This is a genomic window from Pseudomonas sp. R11-23-07, assembly GCF_003852295.1.
Taxonomy (GTDB): Bacteria; Pseudomonadota; Gammaproteobacteria; order Pseudomonadales; family Pseudomonadaceae; genus Aquipseudomonas.
In genome coordinates this window covers 4298845-4319804 of record NZ_CP027761.1, presented here as the reverse complement: position 1 = coordinate 4319804, position 20960 = coordinate 4298845, and the positions used below count along the sequence as shown (strand labels likewise).

At 60.6% G+C, this 20960-nt stretch carries 19 protein-coding genes; 11 read left to right on the top strand and 8 right to left on the bottom strand.

Features of this window, described 5'->3' with window-relative positions; all coding sequences use genetic code 11:
• Positions 1–158 precede the first annotated feature (158 nt).
• Positions 159–1217: an AraC family transcriptional regulator gene (locus C4J84_RS19800; RefSeq protein ID WP_124364135.1), complete on the top strand. Its 1059-nt coding sequence runs from the start codon at positions 159–161 to the stop codon at positions 1215–1217.
• On the opposite strand, the gene C4J84_RS19795 is transcribed toward C4J84_RS19800, so the two are convergent.
• From C4J84_RS19795 to C4J84_RS19765, 7 genes are all read right to left on the bottom strand, one after another.
• Positions 1174–2628, bottom strand: a complete 1455-nt coding sequence (locus C4J84_RS19795) for a TrkH family potassium uptake protein (protein WP_124364134.1) — start codon at positions 2626–2628, stop codon at positions 1174–1176. The two genes, C4J84_RS19800 and C4J84_RS19795, sit on opposite strands and share 44 nt — an antisense overlap.
• A 246-nt stretch (positions 2629–2874) precedes the next feature.
• On the bottom strand, positions 2875–4215 hold the full coding sequence (locus tag C4J84_RS19790) for an imelysin family protein (RefSeq protein ID WP_124364132.1): 1341 nt from the start codon (positions 4213–4215) through the stop codon (positions 2875–2877).
• 127 nt (positions 4216–4342) lie between these two features.
• Positions 4343–6394 (bottom strand): bifunctional diguanylate cyclase/phosphodiesterase, encoded by a 2052-nt coding sequence (locus tag C4J84_RS19785; protein ID WP_124364131.1) that lies wholly within the window; start codon positions 6392–6394, stop codon positions 4343–4345.
• 210 nt (positions 6395–6604) lie between these two features.
• Positions 6605–6784, bottom strand: a complete 180-nt coding sequence (locus tag C4J84_RS19780; protein WP_104504514.1) for a hypothetical protein — start codon at positions 6782–6784, stop codon at positions 6605–6607.
• A gap of 155 nt (positions 6785–6939) precedes the next feature.
• Complete coding sequence (locus C4J84_RS19775; RefSeq protein ID WP_065949384.1) at positions 6940–7536, bottom strand: superoxide dismutase; 597 nt, start codon at positions 7534–7536, stop codon at positions 6940–6942.
• A 177-nt stretch (positions 7537–7713) separates the two neighbouring features.
• On the bottom strand, positions 7714–8316 hold the full coding sequence (locus C4J84_RS19770) for a LysE/ArgO family amino acid transporter (RefSeq protein WP_124371665.1): 603 nt from the start codon (positions 8314–8316) through the stop codon (positions 7714–7716).
• A 5-nt stretch (positions 8317–8321) separates the two neighbouring features.
• Positions 8322–8723: an ACT domain-containing protein gene (locus C4J84_RS19765; RefSeq protein ID WP_124371664.1), complete on the bottom strand. Its 402-nt coding sequence runs from the start codon at positions 8721–8723 to the stop codon at positions 8322–8324.
• A gap of 97 nt (positions 8724–8820) precedes the next feature.
• Between C4J84_RS19765 and C4J84_RS19760 the strand changes: the two genes are divergently transcribed.
• The 10 genes from C4J84_RS19760 (at position 8821) to C4J84_RS19715 (ending at position 19960) form a co-directional block, all read left to right on the top strand.
• Positions 8821–9714 (top strand): LysR family transcriptional regulator ArgP, encoded by an 894-nt coding sequence (locus C4J84_RS19760; RefSeq protein ID WP_124371663.1) that lies wholly within the window; start codon positions 8821–8823, stop codon positions 9712–9714.
• Positions 9715–9766: 52 nt separating this feature from the next.
• Positions 9767–10765: an NAD(P)-dependent oxidoreductase gene (locus C4J84_RS19755; protein WP_124368122.1), complete on the top strand. Its 999-nt coding sequence runs from the start codon at positions 9767–9769 to the stop codon at positions 10763–10765.
• Between the two features lie 121 nt (positions 10766–10886).
• Positions 10887–11711, top strand: coding sequence for an ATPase (locus C4J84_RS19750; RefSeq protein ID WP_124435991.1), 825 nt, complete (start codon positions 10887–10889; stop codon positions 11709–11711).
• A 202-nt stretch (positions 11712–11913) separates the two neighbouring features.
• On the top strand, positions 11914–13173 hold the full coding sequence (locus C4J84_RS19745; protein ID WP_124371661.1) for an AGE family epimerase/isomerase: 1260 nt from the start codon (positions 11914–11916) through the stop codon (positions 13171–13173).
• Positions 13174–13277: 104 nt separating this feature from the next.
• On the top strand, positions 13278–14564 hold the full coding sequence (locus C4J84_RS19740; RefSeq protein WP_124368119.1) for an ABC transporter substrate-binding protein: 1287 nt from the start codon (positions 13278–13280) through the stop codon (positions 14562–14564).
• A gap of 108 nt (positions 14565–14672) precedes the next feature.
• Positions 14673–15581 carry a carbohydrate ABC transporter permease gene (locus tag C4J84_RS19735; protein ID WP_124364123.1) on the top strand — a complete coding sequence of 303 codons (909 nt, stop codon included), beginning with the start codon at positions 14673–14675 and terminating at the stop codon, positions 15579–15581.
• The gene (locus C4J84_RS19730; protein ID WP_034115702.1) at positions 15574–16419 is read left to right on the top strand and encodes a carbohydrate ABC transporter permease; all 846 of its coding nucleotides are present in this window, start codon (positions 15574–15576) and stop codon (positions 16417–16419) included. Before C4J84_RS19735 ends, C4J84_RS19730 begins: the two co-directional genes overlap by 8 nt.
• Before the next feature lie 2 nt (positions 16420–16421).
• On the top strand, positions 16422–17582 hold the full coding sequence (locus C4J84_RS19725; protein ID WP_124371660.1) for an ABC transporter ATP-binding protein: 1161 nt from the start codon (positions 16422–16424) through the stop codon (positions 17580–17582).
• An 85-nt stretch (positions 17583–17667) separates the two neighbouring features.
• Positions 17668–19014 carry a carbohydrate porin gene (locus tag C4J84_RS19720; RefSeq protein WP_124371659.1) on the top strand — a complete coding sequence of 449 codons (1347 nt, stop codon included), beginning with the start codon at positions 17668–17670 and terminating at the stop codon, positions 19012–19014.
• Between the two features lie 100 nt (positions 19015–19114).
• Positions 19115–19960 carry a D-hexose-6-phosphate mutarotase gene (locus tag C4J84_RS19715; RefSeq protein ID WP_124368116.1) on the top strand — a complete coding sequence of 282 codons (846 nt, stop codon included), beginning with the start codon at positions 19115–19117 and terminating at the stop codon, positions 19958–19960.
• A gap of 129 nt (positions 19961–20089) precedes the next feature.
• Here C4J84_RS19715 and C4J84_RS19710 read toward each other — a convergent pair whose 3' ends face one another.
• On the bottom strand, positions 20090–20950 hold the full coding sequence (locus C4J84_RS19710) for a MurR/RpiR family transcriptional regulator (RefSeq protein ID WP_170039859.1): 861 nt from the start codon (positions 20948–20950) through the stop codon (positions 20090–20092).
• Between the last annotated feature and the right edge of the window lie 10 nt (positions 20951–20960).

Here is a 20960-nt window from a genome sequence, read left to right as displayed (position 1 = left end):
GCCGGCCCTTTGATTGTTATGCCGCCCAACAGATGTTCGGCGGGGAGCTTATTGGAGTCTAGAGTGATCGATGGTTACAGCCAGTGACAATAGATGCCACTTTAGTATCCTTGCCTTCCTGGCCTGCCATTCAGGCCCGCTTTATTCAAGAAGACGCCATGAGCGAACGAACAACTTCTGCAAGCTGGGCGATGGGGATAGTCAAGGCCTTGGAAATGGACGGCCTGGATTGCCGGGCCCTGTTCCAACAACTGGGGCTGGACTACGCCGCCCTCAGTGATCCCGACGCACGGTTTGCGCAAGACGCCATGACCCGTTTGTGGCAGCGCGCGGTGGAGGTGTCGGGCAACCCGGCAATTGGCCTGAACATGGGGAAAGTGGTGCGCCCGGCATCGTTTCATGTGGCCGGTTATGCCTTGATGTCCAGCAACACCCTGGCCGAAGGCTTCGGACGCCTGGTGCGTTACCAGCGCATCATCGCCGAAAGCGCCGACTTGAGCTTCCGCTTGTTACCCGAGGGGTATGCGCTGATTCTGACAGTGCACGGCGACCATCTGCCGCCCACCCGGCAAAGCGCCGAAGCCTCGCTGGCCAGCGCGTTGGCGCTGTGCGGCTGGCTCACCGGGCGCACCCTGCAACCGCGTAAAGTACTGTTGCAAGGCGCTCAGCCGGTCGACCTGGCGCCCTATAAACAGGTGTTCCATGCGCCGCTGGAATTCAATGCGCCCTATGACGCGCTGATTTTCGAACAGGCTGACATGGATGCCCCGCTGCCCACGGCCAACGAGGCCATGGCGCTGCTGCATGATCGTTTTGCCGGAGAATACCTGGCGCGCTTTTCCGAAAGCCGCGTGACCCACAAGGCACGGCAAGTGCTGTGCCGCCTGCTGCCCCAGGGCGAACCCAAGCGCGAAGTGGTGGCGCAGACGTTGCACCTGTCCCAGCGTACCTTGCAGCGGCGTTTGCAGGAGGAGGGCACCAGCTTCCAGACGCTGCTCGATGACACCCGCCGCGAGCTGGCCGAGCAATACCTGGCGCAGCCGAGCATGACCTTGCTGGAAATTGCCTACCTGTTGGGGTTCGCCGACCCGAGCAACTTCTTTCGCGCGTTTCGCCGCTGGTTCGACGCCACGCCCGGCGAATACCGGGCGCGGTTGCTGCAAGCGTCGAGCGTCAGTGACGCCAGAACGCCGGAATACAAAGCACAAACACCGTAATAATTTCCAGCCGCCCCAGCAGCATGCCCAGCGACAGAATCCACTTGGCCGCATCCGGCAGGCTGGCGAAGTTGCCGGCCGGGCCGATGGTTTCACCCAGGCCGGGGCCGACGCCGGATACGGTGCTGGCCGCGCCGGTCAACGCGGTCATCCAGTCCAGCCCCAGCAGTGACAGGGCCAGCGCGATGGCGCAGATGGTGATGGCGAAGAAAAACGAAAAGGTCAGGATCGAGCGTACGATTTCTTCGTCGAGACGATGGCCGTTGTACTTCTGTTTGATCACCGCGCGTGGGTGAATCAGCTGGTTAAGGTTGGCCTTGAGCAGGATATAGGCAACCTGGAAGCGGAAGATCTTGATCCCGCCGGCGGTAGAGCCCGAACAGCCGCCGATAAAGCCCAGGTAAAAGAACAGCATCAGTGAGAAATTGCCCCAGAGGCTGTAGTCCCCCAGCGCGAAACCGGTGGTGGTCACCACCGAGGTGACGTTCAACGCCACATGGCGCAGGGCGTCCAGCCAGTGCAGGTTGGTGGTCCACCAATACCAGGTGCCAAGCACCAGCCAGGTCACCAGCAGCAGGCCGAGCAAACCCTGCACCTGCTGGTCTTTGATCAGCGCCTGGCGGTTGCCGCGCAATGTCGCCACATACAGGGTGAACGGCAAGCTGCCGAGGATCATCACCACTACCGCCACCCAGTGCACCGCCGGTTGCTTCCAGTGCGCCAGGGATTCATCGGAGGTGGAAAACCCACCGGTGGAAATCGCCGACATGGCGTGGTTGATCGCATCGAACAACCCCATCCCGGCCCACCAGAACGCCAGGCTGCCAAGGATGGTGATGCCCACATACGCCGCAACGATCAGCCGCGCCACCATATGGGAGCGCGGCATGACCTTTTCCGAACGGTCCGAAGATTCGGTCTGGAACAGGCGCATGCCGCCGATGCGCAGCAGGGGCAGGATCGCCACCGCCATGCCGATAAAGCCGATGCCGCCGAGCCAGTGCAACAGCGAGCGCCACATCAGGATGCCCGGCGACATGCTGTCCAGTCCACTCAACACCGTGGACCCGGTGGCCGTGATGCCGGACATGCTTTCAAAAAACGAGTCGGTGTAGCTGATGTGCTGGGTCAGCAAAAACGGCAGCGCCGCGAACACGCACACCACCACCCAGCTTGTCACCGTCAGCAGGTACATGTCCCGCGGGCGCAGGTGCACATGCTCGGGGCGACCGGGAATGACCAGGGCCAGGCCGGCGATAAAGGTGATCATGCTGGCCCACAGGAAAGACGGCAGGTCGCCGGTGCGTTCGAAGATCACCAGGGTGGCCATGGGCACGACCATGGCGATCGCAAGCGTGATCAGGAAGATGCCGATGATGAAACCGATGATGCGCAGGGTCGGCAACGCCATGAAGTTCGCTCTGAAGATTGGGCAGAGGCGCCATTCTACCTGCGGTGCCGGTCTTGTAAACCGAGGGTTTGGAAGCGACATAGAGCAAATTGTGGGAGGGGGCTTGCTCCCGATGGCGGCGGGTCAGCAAATACATTTGTCACTGACACACCGCTATCGGGAGCAAGCCCCCTCCCACATAGGTTTTGTGGTGAAGATGGCGCAAAAAAGGCGACCCAAAGGTCGCCTCATTCAACTGCGCCTCGATCAGAACTCGTGATCAGCGCTGTCCGGGTTCAGGTCGCTGATGCCCAGTTTGCCCGCAGCGGCTTCGATTGAACCGGTCTGCTTGACCAGCGCAGCGATTGCGTCACGCACGATCTGGTTACCCGCATCGTTACCGGCTGCGATCAACTGGTCGTAGTGCTCGCCCTTGGCGGCGTGGTCAACCATCACTTGGATCTTCGCTTCGGTCGCCGCCAGGTCAGCCTTGAGGGCTGCATCGGCCGCCGGGTCGGCTTTCGCGACCAGGGACGACAGGCTCGGGCCGGTCAGCTTGTTGCCGTCGACGCGGGTGTACTCGCCCAGGTAGACGTTGCGGATGCCCTTGGCGTCATAGAAGTGCGAGTTATGCGTGTTGTCGCTGAAGCAGTCCTGCTCGTCTTCCGGCGAGTTGGCCTCCAGGGACACCTTCATGCGTTCGCCAGCCAGCTCGCCGAGGGACAGGCTGCCCATGCCGAACAACATTTTGCGCAGGCCGTCGGTAGCCGGTTCCGACTCCAGGGTGGCGCGGTAGTTGTCTTCGACGTTGGGCTTCCAGTTGCCGACCATTTCCTGCAGGTCGCTGACCAGCAGTTGGGTCACGGCGCGCAGGTAGGTACGACGACGCTCGTTGTGGCCGCCGGTGGCACCGTCACCGGTCATGTAGTCCGAGGCCGGACGGTTGCCGGCGCCTGGACCGGTACCGTTGAGGTCCTGGCCCCAGAGCAGGAATTCGATGGCGTGATAGCCGGTGGCGACGTTGGCTTCGGAACCGCCCAGCTCATTGAGGCTGGCGAGTTTTTCCGGGGTGATCTCCTTGACGTCGACCTTGTCTTCGCCGACCTGGACCTCGGTGTTGGCGATGATGTTGGCGTTGGCGCCCGGGTTGCCCAGTGCGTGTTCGTAGGATTTGTCGACATAGTCGATCAGCCCCTCGTCCAGGGGCCAGGCGTTCACCTGGCCTTCCCAGTCGTCGATGATGGTGTTGCCGAAGCGGAACACTTCACTCTGCAGGTAAGGTACGCGCGCAGCGATCCAGGCGGTACGGGCCGCTTTGAGCGTGTCGTCGTTCGGGTTGGCCAGGAAGGTGTCGATGGCGGTCTGCAGGGTTTTCGCGGTGGACTCGGCGTCGCTGTACACCGCAAACACCATGTCTGCGTAATGCGCGACCACGGCCTTGGCGGCAGCCTCGTCGACCTGGCCCGCAGGCGCGGCTGGCGCTGGGGCGGTAGTGCTGGCAGCGGCAGGCGCCTGAGGCGCGGCGGCCTTGTCTTTACCTTCGCCGCAACCGGCGAGAGAAATGGCGATAGCCAGCAGACTGGCGGTGGCCAGGGGCATACGAATCATGGCGAACATCCTGCTTCGGTTGTTGATAGGGCGCGCACGCGGGCGCAAAAGCTGCGACATAATGCGAAAGATTTGCATTTTGTGTAAAGGCTTATACGCGGGAAATATTTGGAATCGTTCGCCCCGCTCAAAGAATCGCCGCGTTATTGCGTTCCGATTGCTTCAAGTAAGCCGCCAACTCCCGGGCCGGCAGCGGTTTGCTGTAGTAGTAACCCTGGCCTTCATGGCAGCCCTCGGAAATGATGTAGGCCTCCTGTTCGGCGGTCTCCACGCCTTCGGCAATCACCTGCATGCCCAGGCTTTTGCCCAGTTGGATAATCGCCCGCACGATGGTCGCATCGTCGTCTACGTCCAGCAGGTCCTGGACGAAGCTCTTGTCGATCTTGATTTTGTCCAGCGGCAGGCTTTTGAGGTAACTGAGGGATGAATAACCGGTGCCGAAGTCATCGATGGCGATCAACGCCCCCGAACGACGCAGGCTCAGCAGGTGTTGGGCGGCGGTGCTGATGTCTTCCATCAGGCCCGTTTCGGTGACTTCCAGCTCCAGGCTGCGCGGCGGCAGGCGATAAATCTGCATCAGGTTGTTGACCACCCGCGGCAACTCGGTGTGGTGCAACTGCACGGTGGACAGGTTGACCGCCATGCGCAGCTCGGTGAAGCCCTGGTCATGCCATTCGCGCAGTTGGCGGCACGCCTGGTCAAGCACCCATTCGCCGATGGGAATGATGGTGCCATTCTGTTCCGCCAGCGGGATGAACAGGTCCGGCGGAACCAGGCCGTGTTCCGGGTGCTGCCAGCGAATCAACGCCTCTACACCGACCACGCGCAGGTCGCGATAGCTGATCTGCGGTTGGTACACCAAGTGGAACTGGTCGCGGCTCAAGGCATCGCGCAGGTCTTTTTCCAGCTCACGGCGCCGACGCATTTCGCTGTCGACGCTGGCGATATAGAACTGATAACGGTTGCGCGAGCGGCTTTTGGCCAGGGTCATGGTCTGTTCGGCTTTCTGCAGCAATTTCTCCGTGCTGTCGCCGTCTTCCGGGAACAAGGTGATGCCGATGGTGGCGCGCAAACGAATCTGGTCCTGGTCGAGGGCGAATTCCGCTTCCAGGTCATCCAGGATGCTTTGCGCCAGTTCGGCGGCTTCGTAGGGCTGGTCGATATCGGCTTGCACCAGGGCGAACTGGTCGCCCCCCAGGCGTGCGAGCGCGCCGAGGCGACCGCTATGGGCGCGCAAACGATCGGCCAGCGCCAGCAGCAGTTTGTCGCCGTTCTGGTAGGTGAATTGTTCGTTGACGCTCTTGAAGTCATCCAGCCCCACGCACAATACCGCCACCCGGCGCTGACGACGGCCGGCATCGGTCAAGATCCTGTCCAGTTGCTCCTGCAACTTCTGGCGGTTCGGCAGGCCGGTGAGAAAGTCATACTGGGCCATGCGCAACAGGCTGGACTCGGCCGCGTGGCGCAGGTGGGTGTTGCGTTCGATGGATTCGAGCAACTGGTTGGCGGTGTTTATCCACAGGCCCAGCTCGTTGCGCTCATGCCCCTTGAGCTGCGGGATCTTGTGCTCGCTGGGCCGGTCCGGGTTGATCGACGTCAGGTGTTCGATAATCCGCGACAGCGGTTTGGTCAGCAGCCAGTGATACACCAGGTACAGCACCAGGCCCATGGCCAGGGCGCGCAGCACGCCGGAAATAAAGATGATCACTGAGCTGACAATAAAGCCTTCGCCGTAGGTGGCGGTGTCGAGGGTAATGCTCAGGTCGCCGTAATACTCGCTGTAGGGGCCCTTGCCGACCAGTGCGGTGGTAAAAGTGCGCTCCTGCCCGAGAATCAGGTCGGTCAACCAGCGGCTGGAAGAATGCTGCAAGGCGCGGCTTTTTTCCGCGAGCATGGTTTCGTTGGGGTGACCGATGGACGCGACGCGCACGGCGTCATCCTGAAACAGCCCTTCGATCACCTGCATGCCCATTTCGCGGTCCAGGCTATACACGGCCTGGGTCGAGGGGTCGCGAAACATGTCGAGAATACGTTGGGCATCACCGGCCACGGCCTGGCGCGTCTTGTAGGCATCGAACACGATCTGCGCCACGCTCAGCGCTACGCCCACGATCAATGCCGAGAGCAAGACAACCCGTAGCAACTTCACCGACAAGCTGTTTTTGAGTTCCAGCTTCAAAGGGGCATTCCTTGTCTCATGCGGGTGGCCTTCAATATGCCATGAGTATTGGCAATCGGGCGATGGCAGTCAAAGGAACATTGGCGCGCAAGGCGACTTCACACCTGACAGAAAGGAAAAAACCAGAAAAACGGCGGATTCGTTCCGCCGTCTGACTGTTTGACTAACGCGCTGCATGCCAACGGTAGCTTGGCATTTCAACCGCATTGATTAACTGACTGAAAAATCAATCTTCGGCGGTGGCGGTGGCATGTTGTCCTCACCGGGGCGCTCTGGTGCTTTCGCGCCACCTTCATCGCCGCCGCCACCTGCACCACCGGCAAGGCCTTTCATCAGGCCGCTGATGAGTTGCATCGCCATCTGCCCGCCTGCTTTTCCGATTTCTTCCATCTTTTTTCTCCAGAAGAGCGCGAGAGGGTTATTCCTCTCACTCAGTGCGTGGCAAATTCCCTTCGGCGAGTTCCACGATTCCAACCAACTCGCTACTTTCCAGCGCCCATGAAAAAGCCCGGCAATCGCCGGGCTCTTTCTACTGCAAGCGTTGCTTAGGCAGTGAAGGTCTTGCCTTCGAACTGCTCGGCCACGAACTTCCAGTTGACCAGGTTCCAGAACGCTTCTACATACTTCGGACGCACGTTGCGGTAGTCGATGTAGTAGGCATGTTCCCAGACATCGCAGGTCAGCAGCGGGGTGTCGCCGTTGGTCAGCGGGTTGCCTGCGCCGATGGTGCTGGCCAGGGCCAGGGAACCGTCAGCCTTCTTCACCAGCCAGCCCCAACCGGAACCGAAGGTGCCGATGGACGTCTTGCTGAACTCTTCCTTGAACTTGTCGAACGAACCGAACGCAGCGTTGATGGCTTCAGCCAGTGCGCCGGTAGGTTGGCCGCCGGCGTTTGGCGCCAGGCAGTTCCAGTAGAACGTGTGGTTCCAGACCTGAGCGGCGTTGTTGAAGATACCGCCCGAGGAAGACTTGACGATTTCTTCCAGGGTCTTGCCTTCGAACTCGGTGCCTGGCACCAGGTTGTTCAGGTTCACGACATAGGTGTTGTGGTGCTTGTCGTGGTGATACTCCAGGGTTTCCTTGGAGATGTGCGGCTGCAGGGCATCGTGTGCGTAGGGCAGCGGCGGCAATTCGAAAGCCATGATGATTCTCCTAATCAGGTCAGTTGCGGTGAGCGCAAGGCCGATCACGGGCGGCCAAACAAGCGCCGGCGAGTCTGTACTCTTTGCGGCGCAAGTTCGGGATCATAGCACCGGGGGTGCGGCAAAACCACGCAACAACTGTGTGGGATAGAGGTTCCAGAGCCTTTTGGAATAAGTTCATGGCGCACTGATTAATTGGTAGGTCACGCTGAACATCATCACGGCCACCAGCAGGTCCAGCAGGCGCCAGGTGGCCGGGCGTGCCAGCCAGGGCGCCAACCACGCCGCGCCGAGGGCCAGCGTTGCGAACCACAGCAACGAAGCGCTGGCGGCGCCTGCTACATACGCGCCCGGTTCGGTTTGTTGCGCGCCCAGTGAGCCGATCAACAGCACGGTGTCCAGGTAAACATGGGGGTTGAGCAGGGTCACCGCCAGGGCGCTGAGCAACACCGCGCGCAATGAGCGCATCTTGAGGTGTGCGCCTTGCTCCAGGCTCTGTTTCGAAAACGCTCGACGCAACGCCAGGGTGCCGTACCACAGCAGGAACGCCGCGCCGCCCCAACGGGCAATGCCCAGCAGCAGCGGGCTTTGCGCCAGTACCGTCGCCAGGCCGAATACGCCGGCTGCCACCAGCAATGCATCGCACACCACGCACAACGCGGCCACCGGCAGGTGATGTTCACGGCGCAGGCTTTGCGCCAAGACAAAGGCGTTTTGGCTGCCGATCGCCATGATCAGACCGAGGGACACCAACAGCCCATTCAGATAGCTTTGCCACATAAGGTTTACTCCGCGTCCGCCGCCAACTGGTGCAACACCTGCATGGCGCGCTCGGCATCCGTGCGACCGACAAACAGGTGGTCGTGGTAATAACCGGCGATCACGTTGCAACTGATACCTGCCTTTCCCAGCGCGCCGGCGAACGCGGCGGTCAGGCCCACCGCTTCGAGGGCTGAATGCACATTCAAGGTGATCCATGCCGCCACATAGTCGAAGGCCAGGCCGGCCTGCTCGGCGTGCCGGCGCTCCAGGATCAGCGTCAGGCCTTCCTGCTCGCGAAAGCTGCCGATCACCTCGCAACTGGCTGGGATACGGTGATCGGGCAGGGTGCAGAACACGTAGTCACCGTCATTGAGCTGAGGGCTCATGCTGCGCAACAGGGTTGCCAGGGCAGTTTCGCCAACCATGGGAGTTCCTTATAAAGAGAGAAGCGATGCTGGCTATTCTCTGGGTACAGGCTGTATAAGAAAAATCAATATTGCTGATCGCTCATTAGAGAAACTGATGTTCGACTATAAATTGCTTTCCGCGTTGGCGGCCGTAGTGGAACAGGCGGGCTTCGAGCGCGGCGCGCAGGTGCTGGGGCTGTCGCAGTCGGCCGTGTCCCAGCGCATCAAGCTGCTGGAAGCGCGCGTCGGCCAACCGGTACTGGTACGGGCAACGCCGCCGACCCCCACCGATATCGGCCGGCGCTTGCTCAACCATGTGCAACAGGTGCGGCTGCTGGAGCGCGACCTGCAAAGCCAGGTGCCTGCGTTGGACGAAGAAGGCATGCCCGAGCGCTTGCGCATCGCGCTGAACGCCGACAGCCTCGCCACCTGGTGGGCGCTGGCGGTGAGTGATTTCTGCGCCGAACAGCACTTGCTGCTGGACCTGGTGGTAGAGGACCAGACTGTCGGCCTCAAGCGCATGCGCGCCGGTGAAGTGGCGGCCTGCATCTGCGCCAGCGAGCGCCCGGTGGCCGGCGCCCGCAGCCTGGCGCTTGGCGCCATGCGTTATCGCGCATTGGCCAGCCCCGCGTTTATCGCGCGACACTTCCCCGCTGGCGTGCAGGCCGACCAACTGGCCAGTACTCCGGCCCTGGTGTTCGGGCCGGATGATTTCCTGCAACACCGTTACCTGGCTTCGCTCGGGGTGAACGGTGGTTTCGAGCACCATTTATGCCCGTCGTCCGAAGGCTTTATCCGCCTGACGGAAGCCGGCCTGGGCTGGGGCCTGGTACCCGAACTGCAGGTACGCGACCAACTGCAAAACGGCCTGTTGGTCGAATTGCTGCCAGATAAGCCCATCGACGTGCCGCTGTACTGGCATCATTGGCGCAGCGGCGGGCAACTGTTGGGCCTGTTGACCGAGCATCTGGCACAGGTCTGTGGGCAATGGTTGGTGCCGTTGAAGTGATGGCGGGCGTCAAGGCAACAGCGATGAAAAACGAAAGAACATGGGGTAATGCATGAAGATTCTGGTCACCGGCGCAAGCGGCTTCATCGGCGGGCGCTTTGCGCGTTTCGCCCTGGAGCAGGGCTTGGACGTGCGGGTCAACGGGCGACGTGCCGAGGGTGTGGAACATCTGGTGCGGCGCGGGGCCGAGTTTATCCAGGGTGATCTGAACGATGCCGACCTGGTGCGCGCGCTGTGCCGTGACGTCGAGGCCGTGGTGCATTGCGCCGGTGCCGTCGGGCTGTGGGGCAAGTATCAGGATTTCCATCAGGGCAATGTGCTGGTCACCGAGAACGTCGTCGAAGCATGCCTCAAGCAGCGGGTCGGGCGGTTGGTGCATCTGTCCTCGCCCTCAATCTATTTCGATGGGCGCGACCACTTGGGGCTGACCGAAGAGCAAGTGCCCAAGCGCTTCAAGCATCCTTATGCGGCGACCAAATACCTGGCGGAGCAGAAGGTCTTCGGGGCCCAGGAATTCGGTCTGGAAGTGCTGGCCCTACGCCCGCGTTTCGTCACCGGTGCCGGTGACATGAGCCTATTCCCGCGTCTGTTGAAGATGCAGCGCAAGAACCGCCTGGCCATCGTCGGTGACGGCCTCAACAAGGTCGATTTCACCAGCGTGCACAACCTTAACGAGGCGCTGCTCAGCAGTTTGCTGGCGCCTGGTTCGGCGTTGGGCAAGGCCTACAACATCAGCAATGGCACGCCGGTGCCGGTGTGGGATGTGGTCAACTACGTGATGCGACAAATGGACCTGCCGCAGGTCACCCGCTATCGCTCCTATGGTTTGTCCTACAGCATGGCGGCTTTGAATGAGGCGTTCTGCGCAATGTGGCCGGGGCGGCCGGAGCCGTCGTTGTCGCGCCTGGGCATGCAGGTCATGAACAAAGATTTCACCCTCGACATCAGCCGGGCGCGGCATTATCTCGACTATGAGCCCAAGGTCAGCCTGTGGAGCGCCCTCGACGAGTTCTGTACCTGGTGGAAGGCCCAGGCCCCGGGCCACGCTTAAGCTCACAACAACATCGGGAACCGTATTGAGGGTTGCGTGTCGACCCATGCGCCGAGCGTAGGGTTTATACTCGCGCCGCTCGGCTTTCCAGCCGGCCATCTCATTGATTCAGGATAGATTCATGCGTAACGATGCTAAAGACGACTTCGACAACGTTCCCAGCCTGCGGGCTGATCTCGGGGACGATGATGATTTCGTGCCGACTGCCGCCACCTCGGTGCGCTCGCGGACGACGCCTGTGGTCAAGGTTAAACGGACGAACACCGGCCCGTTGTGGGCGTTGGTCGGCGCATTGCTGATCGCCTTTGCCGGCCTTGCCTGGTGGAGCTTCCAGCAGATTTCCCTGATGGGCCAGCAACTGGTCGCCACCCAGGAAAGCTTTGCGCGTATCAGCGAAGAAGCGGCGGGGCGCCTGCAGGATATTTCCGGCAAGGTCGTGGCCAGCGAAGCCAATGTGAACAACGGCAGCGAAGCCCTGAAATTGCAGATCAAACAGTTGGAAGCCCAGTTGCTCGAGCAGGGCAAGCAACAAGTGGGCGTGGCCGGCCAAGCCACCGCGCTGGACCAGCGCCTGGCACAGATGAGCGCCAGCACCACTGAGCTTGCGAATGCGAATGCCAAATTGCAGGGCCAGGTGCAGGCCCTGACCGATGCGGTCGCCAGCCTCAAGGCGGCACAGGTTGAGACCAAGGACCTGGCTAACGACGTGGCGGCCTTGAAGAAGCAAGGCAATCCGACGGCGGCCATCGCCCGTCTTGAGCAGGACGTGCTGGTCCTCAAGAGCGCGCAGGAGAATCAGCCCGTCACCACTGATGCGCCGACCAACAAGGAATTCGACGTGTTCCGCATCCAGACCACGCGCAATATCACGACCTTGCAAAGCCAGGTGCAGAACCTGAATCAACGTCTCAATGCGCCGGCGGCGGTCACGCCGCTGGGTCAATGACTCGTTCTGTGGACTGTGAATGAGGCCAAACTGTGGGAGGGGGCTTGCCCCCTCCCACATTTGAATCTGTATTAGTTAAGTAAATCTCTGTCGTGCTCAAATTTGTCACCGTTCGGTGACATTTATCTTCGCCTTCGTTACTTGCCGCTTTCATGCCCTTGTTTAGACTCCGGTCACCCATAAAAAATAACAAGGGCTACCCATGACCATGCAACCACTGCCTGCCAGCAGTTGGCTGAACGCACCTGCCCATCACGCCTGGCTCGCGGCCGAAGGCCAGCGCCTGCTGTCATTTGCCAAGGCTTCGCGCCTGCCGCACGGCTTTGGCAACCTCGACGAGCGAGGCCAGCTGCCGGCCGATGCCCATGCCGAAACCATGAACACTGCCCGTATGACCCACAGCTTCGCCATGGCCCACGCCATGGGGCTGCCCGGTTACGCCGAGCTGGTAGCCCACGGCGTCGCGGCCCTCAGCGGCCCGTTGCACGATAGCGAACACGGTGGCTGGTTCGCCGCGCCCGATGCCATCGATGGCAATACCGGCAAGGCCGCTTACCTGCATGCGTTCGTCGCCCTGGCCGCCAGCTCTGCGGTGGTGGCCGGTGCACCCGGTGCACACACCCTGTTTAACGATGCGGTCCATATCATCGACCAGTTCTTCTGGAGCGAAGAGGAGGGCGTGATGCTCGAATCTTTCGCCCGCGATTGGAGCGGCGTCGAAGCCTATCGCGGCGCCAACAGCAACATGCACGCCACCGAAGCGTTCCTCGCCCTGGCCGATGTCACCGGTGACACGCGCTGGCTGGACCGCGCATTACGTATCGTCGAGCGCGTCATCCATACCCATGCCGCCGGTAGCCACTTTATGGTGATCGAGCACTTCGACGCCCAGTGGAAGCCTTTGCCCGCTTACAACGAAGACAACCCCGCCGACGGTTTCCGTCCCTATGGCATCACCCCCGGCCATGGCTTCGAATGGGCGCGGCTGGTACTGCATCTGGAAGCCGCGCGCCTGCAAGCCGGGCTGCCCACGCCGGACTGGTTGGTGAGCGATGCCCAAGGGCTGTTTGCCAGCGCCTGCGACTATGCCTGGGCCGTGGATGGTGCGCCGGGCATTGTCTACACCCTGGACTGGAACAACCGCCCGGTCGTTCGCGAACGCCTGCACTGGACCCATGCCGAAGCCAGCGCCGCGGCCCAGGCGCTGCTCAAGCGTACCGGTGAGTTGCATTATGAAATCTGGTACCGGCGGTTCTGGGAGTTTTGCGAAACCCATTTCATCGACCGGCTCCATGGCAGCTGGCACCACGAACTCAGCCCGCACAACCAGCCCAGCAGCAAAATCTGGGCGGGCAAACCGGACCTGTACCATGCCTGGCAAGCCGTCGTGTTGCCGGCGCTACCCTTGGCACCCAGCCTGGCCAGTGCATTGGGCAGTGGACGCTATGTCACCAAGTGGTGACATTTGTACGTCCCTTTGTTACCTGCGCCCGGAAAATCCCTGTTTAAACTCCGTGCAGCGCAAGCTCTAGACTTGCATGCATAACAACAAGAAAAGGTATTCAGATGAACGCGATTAATCGCCTCGCCGTAGCTATTTCCGTTGCCTCGTTGTTTCCCCTCAGTGCATTTGCCGCCGACTCGAAAGGGACGGTTGAAGTGGTGCATTGGTGGACCTCGGGCGGTGAAAAAGCGGCTGTCGATGTCTTGAAGGCCCAAGTCGAGAAAGACGGCTTCACCTGGAAAGACGGCGCTGTTGCAGGTGGCGGCGGTGCCACTGCAATGACTGTGCTGAAAAGCCGTGCGGTCGCCGGCAACCCACCTGGCGTCGCCCAGATCAAAGGCCCCGACATCCAGGAATGGGCGTCCACCGGCCTGCTCGACACCGACGTGCTCAAAGACGTCGCCAAAGAAGAAAAATGGGACTCCCTGCTCGACAAGAAAGTCTCCGATACCGTGAAGTACGACGGTGACTACGTCGCCGTACCGGTCAACATCCACCGCGTGAACTGGCTGTGGATCAACCCGGAAGTCTTCAAGAAAGCCGGCATCACCAAGAACCCCACCACCCTCGAAGAATTCTATGCCGCCGGCGACAAACTGAAAGCGGCGGGCTTCATTGCGCTCGCTCACGGCGGCCAGCCTTGGCAGGACAGCACCGTGTTCGAGGCGGTGGTGCTCTCGGTGATGGGTGCCGATGGCTACAAGAAAGCCCTGGTCGACCTGGATAACGGCGCACTGACCGGCCCGGAAATGGTCAAGTCGCTGACCGAGCTGAAGAAAGTCGCGACCTATATGGACGTTGACGGCAAAGGCCAGGACTGGAACCTCGAAGCCGGTAAAGTCATCAACGGCAAGGCCGGCATGCAGATCATGGGTGACTGGGCCAAGTCCGAATGGACCGCCGCCAAGAAAGTCGCCGGCAAAGACTACGAGTGCGTAGCGTTCCCGGGCACCGACAAAGCCTTCACCTACAACATCGACTCCCTGGCGGTGTTCAAGCAGAAAGACAAAGGCACTGCCGCTGGCCAGCAGGACATCGCCAAAGTCGTGCTGGGTGAAAACTTCCAGAAAGTGTTCAGCATCAACAAGGGTTCGATCCCTGTGCGCAACGACATGCTGAACAAAATGGATTCGTACGGTTTCGACTCCTGCGCCCAGACGGCGGCCAAGGACTTCCTGACCGATGCCAAGACCGGTGGCCTGCAGCCAAGCATGGCGCACAACATGGCCACCACCCTGGCGGTACAAGGTGCGTTCTTTGACGTGGTCACCAACTACATCAACGATCCGAAAGCCGACCCGGCCGACACCGCCAAGAAATTGGGCGCTGCGATCAAGTCTGCGAAGTAGGTTTTAAGCTGCAAGTTTCAAGCTACAAGCTACAAGCTGGTGCGTTGTTGTCTTGACGCTTGCAGCTTGTAGCTTGCAGCCATCTTTACCTTTTTCTTGGATTTTCCCATGAGTTCTGTTGCTGTGTTCAGCAAGGCCTCGCCGTTCGATGCACTGCAGCGCTGGCTCCCTAAACTGGTGCTGGCGCCGAGCATGTTCATCGTGCTGGTGGGCTTTTATGGCTACATCCTGTGGACGTTCGTGCTGTCGTTCACCACCTCCACCTTCCTGCCCAGCTACAAGTGGGCTGGCCTGGCGCAATACGAGCGGTTGTTCGACAACGATCGTTGGTGGGTAGCGAGCAAAAACCTCGCCGTGTTCGGCGGGATGTTCATCGGTATCACCCTGGTGATCGGCGTGCTGCTGGCGATTTTCCTCGACCAGAAAATCCGTCGCGAAGGTTTCATTCGCACCATTTACCTGTACCCGATGGCGCTCTCGATGATCGTCACCGGTACCGCCTGGAAATGGCTGCTCAACCCGGGCATGGGCCTGGACAAATTATTGCGCGATTGGGGTTGGGAAGGCTTCCGTCTCGACTGGCTGATCGACCCCGACCGCGTGGTCTACTGCCTGGTGATCGCCGCCGTGTGGCAAGCCTCGGGCTTCATCATGGCGATGTTCCTGGCGGGCCTGCGGGGCGTCGATCAGTCGATCATCCGCGCCGCGCAGATCGACGGCGCGAGCCTGCCACGCATCTACTGGAGCGTGGTGCTGCCAAGCCTGCGTCCGGTGTTCTTCAGTGCGGTGATGATCCTGGCGCACATTGCGATCAAGAGCTTCGACCTGGTGGCGGCGATGACCGCTGGCGGCCCGGGCTATTCCTCCGACCTGCCGGCCATGTTCATGTACTCGTTCACCTTCAGTCGCGGCCAGATGGGCATGGGCTCGGCCAGTGCAATCCTGATGCTCGGTGCGATCCTCGCGATCATCGTGCCGTACCTGTATTCCGAGCTGAGGACCAAGCGCAATGACTAGTCTCGCCGCTAAACCTGCCATCAGCCTGAGTCGCATCGCGATCTACGCGGTGCTGATCCTTGCGGTGCTGCTGTACCTGGTGCCGCTGGTGGTGATGCTGCTCACCAGTTTCAAGACGCCTGAAGACATCAGCACCGGCAACCTGCTGAGCTGGCCGACCGTGGTCAGCGGCATTGGCTGGGTCAAGGCCTGGGCCACCGTGGACGGCTACTTCTGGAACTCGATCAAGATCACCGTGCCCGCTGTGCTGATCTCCACGGCCATCGGTGCGTTGAACGGCTACGTGCTGTCGTTCTGGCGCTTTCGCGGTTCGCAGCTGTTCTTCGGCCTGTTGCTGTTCGGCTGCTTCCTGCCGTTCCAGACCGTGCTGCTGCCGGCGTCGTTCACCCTCGGCAAGATGGGCCTGGCCAGCACCACCACCGGCCTGGTGTTCGTGCATGTGGTCTACGGCCTGGCGTTCACCACGCTGTTCTTCCGTAACTACTACGTGAGCATTCCGGATGCGTTGATCAAGGCGGCCCGCCTGGACGGTGCCGGTTTCTTCACCATCTTCCGTCAGATCATTCTGCCGATGTCGACGCCGATCATCATGGTCTGCCTGATCTGGCAGTTCACCCAGATCTGGAACGACTTCCTGTTCGGTGTGGTGTTCTCCAGCGGCGACTCGCAGCCCATCACGGTGGCGCTGAACAACCTGGTCAACACCAGCACCGGGGCCAAGGAATATAACGTGGATATGGCGGCGGCGATGATTGCCGGGCTGCCGACCCTGCTGGTCTATGTGATCGCAGGCAAGTATTTCGTGCGCGGCCTGACGGCCGGCGCGGTCAAGGGGTAATCATGGCTACGCTTGAACTTCGCAATGTAAACAAGACCTATGGCGCCGGCCTGCCCGACACCTTGAAGAACATCGAACTGTCGATCAAGGAAGGTGAGTTCCTGATCCTGGTCGGCCCTTCGGGGTGCGGTAAGTCCACGTTGATGAACTGCATCGCCGGCCTTGAGACCATCTCCGGCGGCGCGATCATGATCGGTGATCAGGACGTGAGCGGCATGAGCCCCAAGGACCGTGACATCGCCATGGTGTTCCAGTCCTACGCGCTGTACCCGACCATGAGCGTGCGCGAGAACATCGAATTCGGCCTGAAGATCCGCAAGATGCCCCAGGCCGACATCGACGCCGAAGTCGCGCGCGTGGCCAAGCTGCTGCAGATCGAACACCTGCTCAACCGCAAGCCGGGCCAACTGTCCGGTGGCCAGCAACAGCGCGTGGCGATGGGCCGGGCCTTGGCGCGTCGGCCGAAGATCTACCTGTTCGACGAACCGTTGTCGAACCTTGACGCCAAGCTGCGCGTCGAGATGCGCACCGAAATGAAGCTGATGCACCAGCGGCTGAAGACCACCACCGTCTACGTGACCCACGACCAGATCGAAGCAATGACCCTGGGCGACAAAGTGGCGGTGATGAAGGACGGCATCATCCAACAATTTGGTACGCCGAAAGAAATTTACAACGACCCGGCCAACTTGTTTGTGGCAAGCTTTATCGGTTCACCTCCCATGAACTTCGTACCTTTGCGTCTGCAACGCAAGGACGGTCGCCTGGTGGCGCTGCTCGACAGCGGCCAGGCCCGTTGCGAGCTGCCGCTGAGTATGAATGACGCTGGGTTGGAAGACCGCGATGTGATCCTGGGCCTGCGCCCGGAGCAGATCGTGCTGGCGGCGGGCGAGGGCAATGGTTCTTCGAGCATTCGTGCCGAAGTCCAGGTAACCGAGCCTACCGGCCCGGACACTCTGGTGTTCGTGCAGCTCAATGACACCAAGGTCTGCTGCCGTCTGGCGCCGGACGTGGCACCGCAGGTCGGCGAGACCCTGACCCTGCAGTTCGACCCGGCCAAGGTATTGCTGTTCGATGCCGCGACCGGTGAGCGATTGGGCACCGTTGCTGCATTGCCGGCACAGGGGCATGCCGACAATGTGACTCAGTTCAAAGGTCGTTAATCGAGATAACTGGTTGTTTTAATTAAAAAATGTAACCCGCGTTAGATAAAAACAGTTTAATAACAATAAAGACGAGGATGTAGGGATGAAAAAGCAACACAACAACACTCGGCTGTTCTGCCAACTGTCAGCAGCAGCAGCCCTTGTATTGTCCGCCAATGCGATGGCGGCCGATGCGTTCAGCGCCGATTCCAAGTGGATGACCGGCGATTGGGGCGGCGAGCGTACCAAGCTGATCGAGCAAGGTATCGACATCAAGGCCGACTACGTAGGTGAGATGGGCTACAACGCCCACGGTGGCTACAACAACGACAAGACCGGTCGTTACGCTGACCAGTTCGGTCTGGGCGTGGCGCTGGACCTGCAAAAACTGTGGGGCTGGGATAACACCCAGGCCAAGATCCAGTTCACCAACCGTAATGGCCAGAACATCTCCAATGACCGTATTGGCGACCCGCGCGCCGGCACCTTGAGTTCGTCTCAGGAAGTGTATGGCCGTGGCCACATGGTGCGTCTGACCCAGTTCTGGGTTCAGCACCAGATGTTCGACAACAAGCTGGACGTGAAGCTCGGCTACTTCGGTGAAGGCGAAGACTTCAACACCTTCCCGTGCGACTTCCAGAACCTGTCGTTCTGCGGCTCCCAGGTCGGTAACTACGTAAACACCTGGTACAACTGGCCGGTCGCCCAGGCCGCTATCCGCGTGAAGTACAACATCACGCCTGAGCTGTATGCGCAGATTGGTGCCTACAACCAGAACCCGTCGCAACTGGAGCACGGCAACGGCTTCAAACTCAGCGGCAGCGGTACCAAAGGCACCGTGATTCCGGTGGAGTTGGTCTGGTCGCCGAAGGTCAACAACCTGCCTGGCGAATACCGTGTGGGTTACTACAAAAGCGCTGCCGATGCGTCTGACGTACGCGAAGACGTCAACGGCAACGATGCCGCCACTACTGGCGCCGCCTACCGTACCCACAGCAGCAAGAAAGGCTACTGGTTCGTTGCGCAACAGCAACTTACCACGCATAACGGCGACGCTACCCGTGGCCTGAACATCGCCGCCAACGCGACCTTCCATGACAAGGAAACCAACCTGGTCGACAACTACCAGTCGTTGATGCTGGTGTACAAAGGCCCCTTCGACGCGCGTCCAAAAGATGACGTCGGCATTGGCGTCGCTCGCCTGCATGTCAACGATGACGTGAAGAAGAACTCTCAACTGCTTAACGCCGCCAATGGTGTGAGCGACTATGACAATCCGTTCTACACGCCGATTCGTGAGACTGAGTACAACGTCGAACTCAACTACGGTTTCCACGTCACCAACTGGCTGACCGTGCGTCCGAACCTGCAATACGTTGTCCAGCCTGGTGGCGTGGACAAAGTCGACAACGCGTTGGTAGCGGGCCTGAAAATCCAGTCTACGTTCTAACGCTGTTGCGATAAGCTCCTTCTCTCTGTGCGCATTTTGCGGATAGCCATGGCTATCCGCTTTTTTTTGGGTTGCACTGTGATATTCGGGACCGTGGCACATGCATGAGCAACCGCTGCAACGTTTTTTCAAATCCTTGCGCGAGCGTCCGGTGTTCGCCTGGGAGCGCTTCCAGATGCGTGACGTGTTGGTGATCGACCATCCGCTGTGCCAGGCGGTGTTCAGTCGCCAGGGCGCGCAATTGCTGCACTTTCAGCCCACCGGCCAGAAACCCTGGCTGTGGTGCGCCGCCAAGTGGCCGCAAGTCGGTGCCATCCGGGGTGGCGTGCCGGTGTGTTGGCCTTGGTATGGCCGCCACCCCAGCGAAAACGCGTGGCCTTCCCACGGTTGGGCGCGCTTGATCGATTGGAAACTGCTCGACAGCAGCACCGAAGATGATGGCGTGCGTCTGCACTGGCAGCTGCAGCTGTGCGACTGGCAGGTGGACCTGCACGCGCATTTGGGTGAAACCCTGGAATTGCGCCTGAGCACCGAGCATCAGGATGAGCTGCCGTGCCAGTTGAGCCATGCTTTGCACGCCTACTGGCGTATCGGTCACGTTGACGAGGTAGCGCTGTCTGGGCTCGACGGGGCGCAAGGTTACGACCAGCTCAACCGCCAGGCTTGCCAGCAGGAAGGCGAACTGCGGGTGGATGGCGGCTGCCAGCGAGTGTTCCAGCATGAGGGTGAGTTGCACCTCAAGGACCATGCGTGGCAGCGGGAACTGTGTATCGACACCGGCGACAGCGCTGACACCGTGGTGTGGCATCCCGGCAGCCGGCCGTTGCTGGGTGTGAGCTTCAACGAGGCGTCGGGGTTTGTGTGCGTGGAGTCGGCGATGGCCGGGGCCAGCCTGGCGCCGGGGGAGAGGGCGCATCTGAGTTTGCAGGCTCGGGCTGGGATTTAGTGGTGCTGCTGTGATCGTTCCCACGCTGCGCGTGGGAAAGCAGCCCTTGACGCTCCGCGTCTGCTCTTGATGCCGTGACGCGGAGCGTCACAAGAGGCATTCCCACGCGGAGCGTGGGAACGATCAGGCTCAGTTGAACTCATCCCCCACCGGATACCGGCTGTCATTCAAGCTCTCTTTGATCTTGCGCAAATGCGGCTGGAAATCCACTCCGCGGCGTAATGTCATCCCGGTCGCCAGCACATCCAGCACCGTCAGCTGAATGATCCGCGAGGTCATCGGCATGTAGATATCGGTGTCTTCCGGCAGCGGAATGTTCAGGCTCACCGTGCTGGCCTTGGCCAACGGTGAGTTCTCGGCCGTTACGCCCAGCACCGACGCGCCGTTTTCCCGTGCGATACGCGCCACTTCCACCAGCTCACGGGTACGCCCGGTGTAGGAAATGATCACGAACAACTCACCGGTATGCGCCACTGAGGCGATCATGCGTTGCATCAGCACGTCGGCGTGGGCGGTCACCGCCAGGTTGAAACGGAAGAACTTGTGCAACGCGTCCATGGCCACCGGGGCCGAGGCGCCCAGGCCGAAGAAGTGAATCTGCCGCGCCTGGATCAACAGATCCACGGCCTTGCTGATCAGGGCCGGGTCGAGGGCCTGGCAGGCACTGTCCAGGGACGCGATGGCGCTGCCGAAGATCTTCTGGGTGTAGGCCTCCGGGTTATCATCGGCTTCCACGGCGCGGCTGACATACGCCGCGCCACTGGCCAGGCTTTGCGCCAACTGCAATTTAAGTTCAGGGTAACCACTGACGCCGAACGAACGGCAAAAGCGGTTGACCGTCGGTTCACTGACCGAAGCGGCTTGGGCGAGGGCAGCGATCGAGAAGCGGGTGGCCTGCTGCGGGTTGAGCAGGATGACCTCGGCGACTTTTTTCTCGGCCTTGTTCAATTCTTCGAGGCGGTTCCGGATCTGTTCCAGAAGATTTCGCACGCGGTCCATT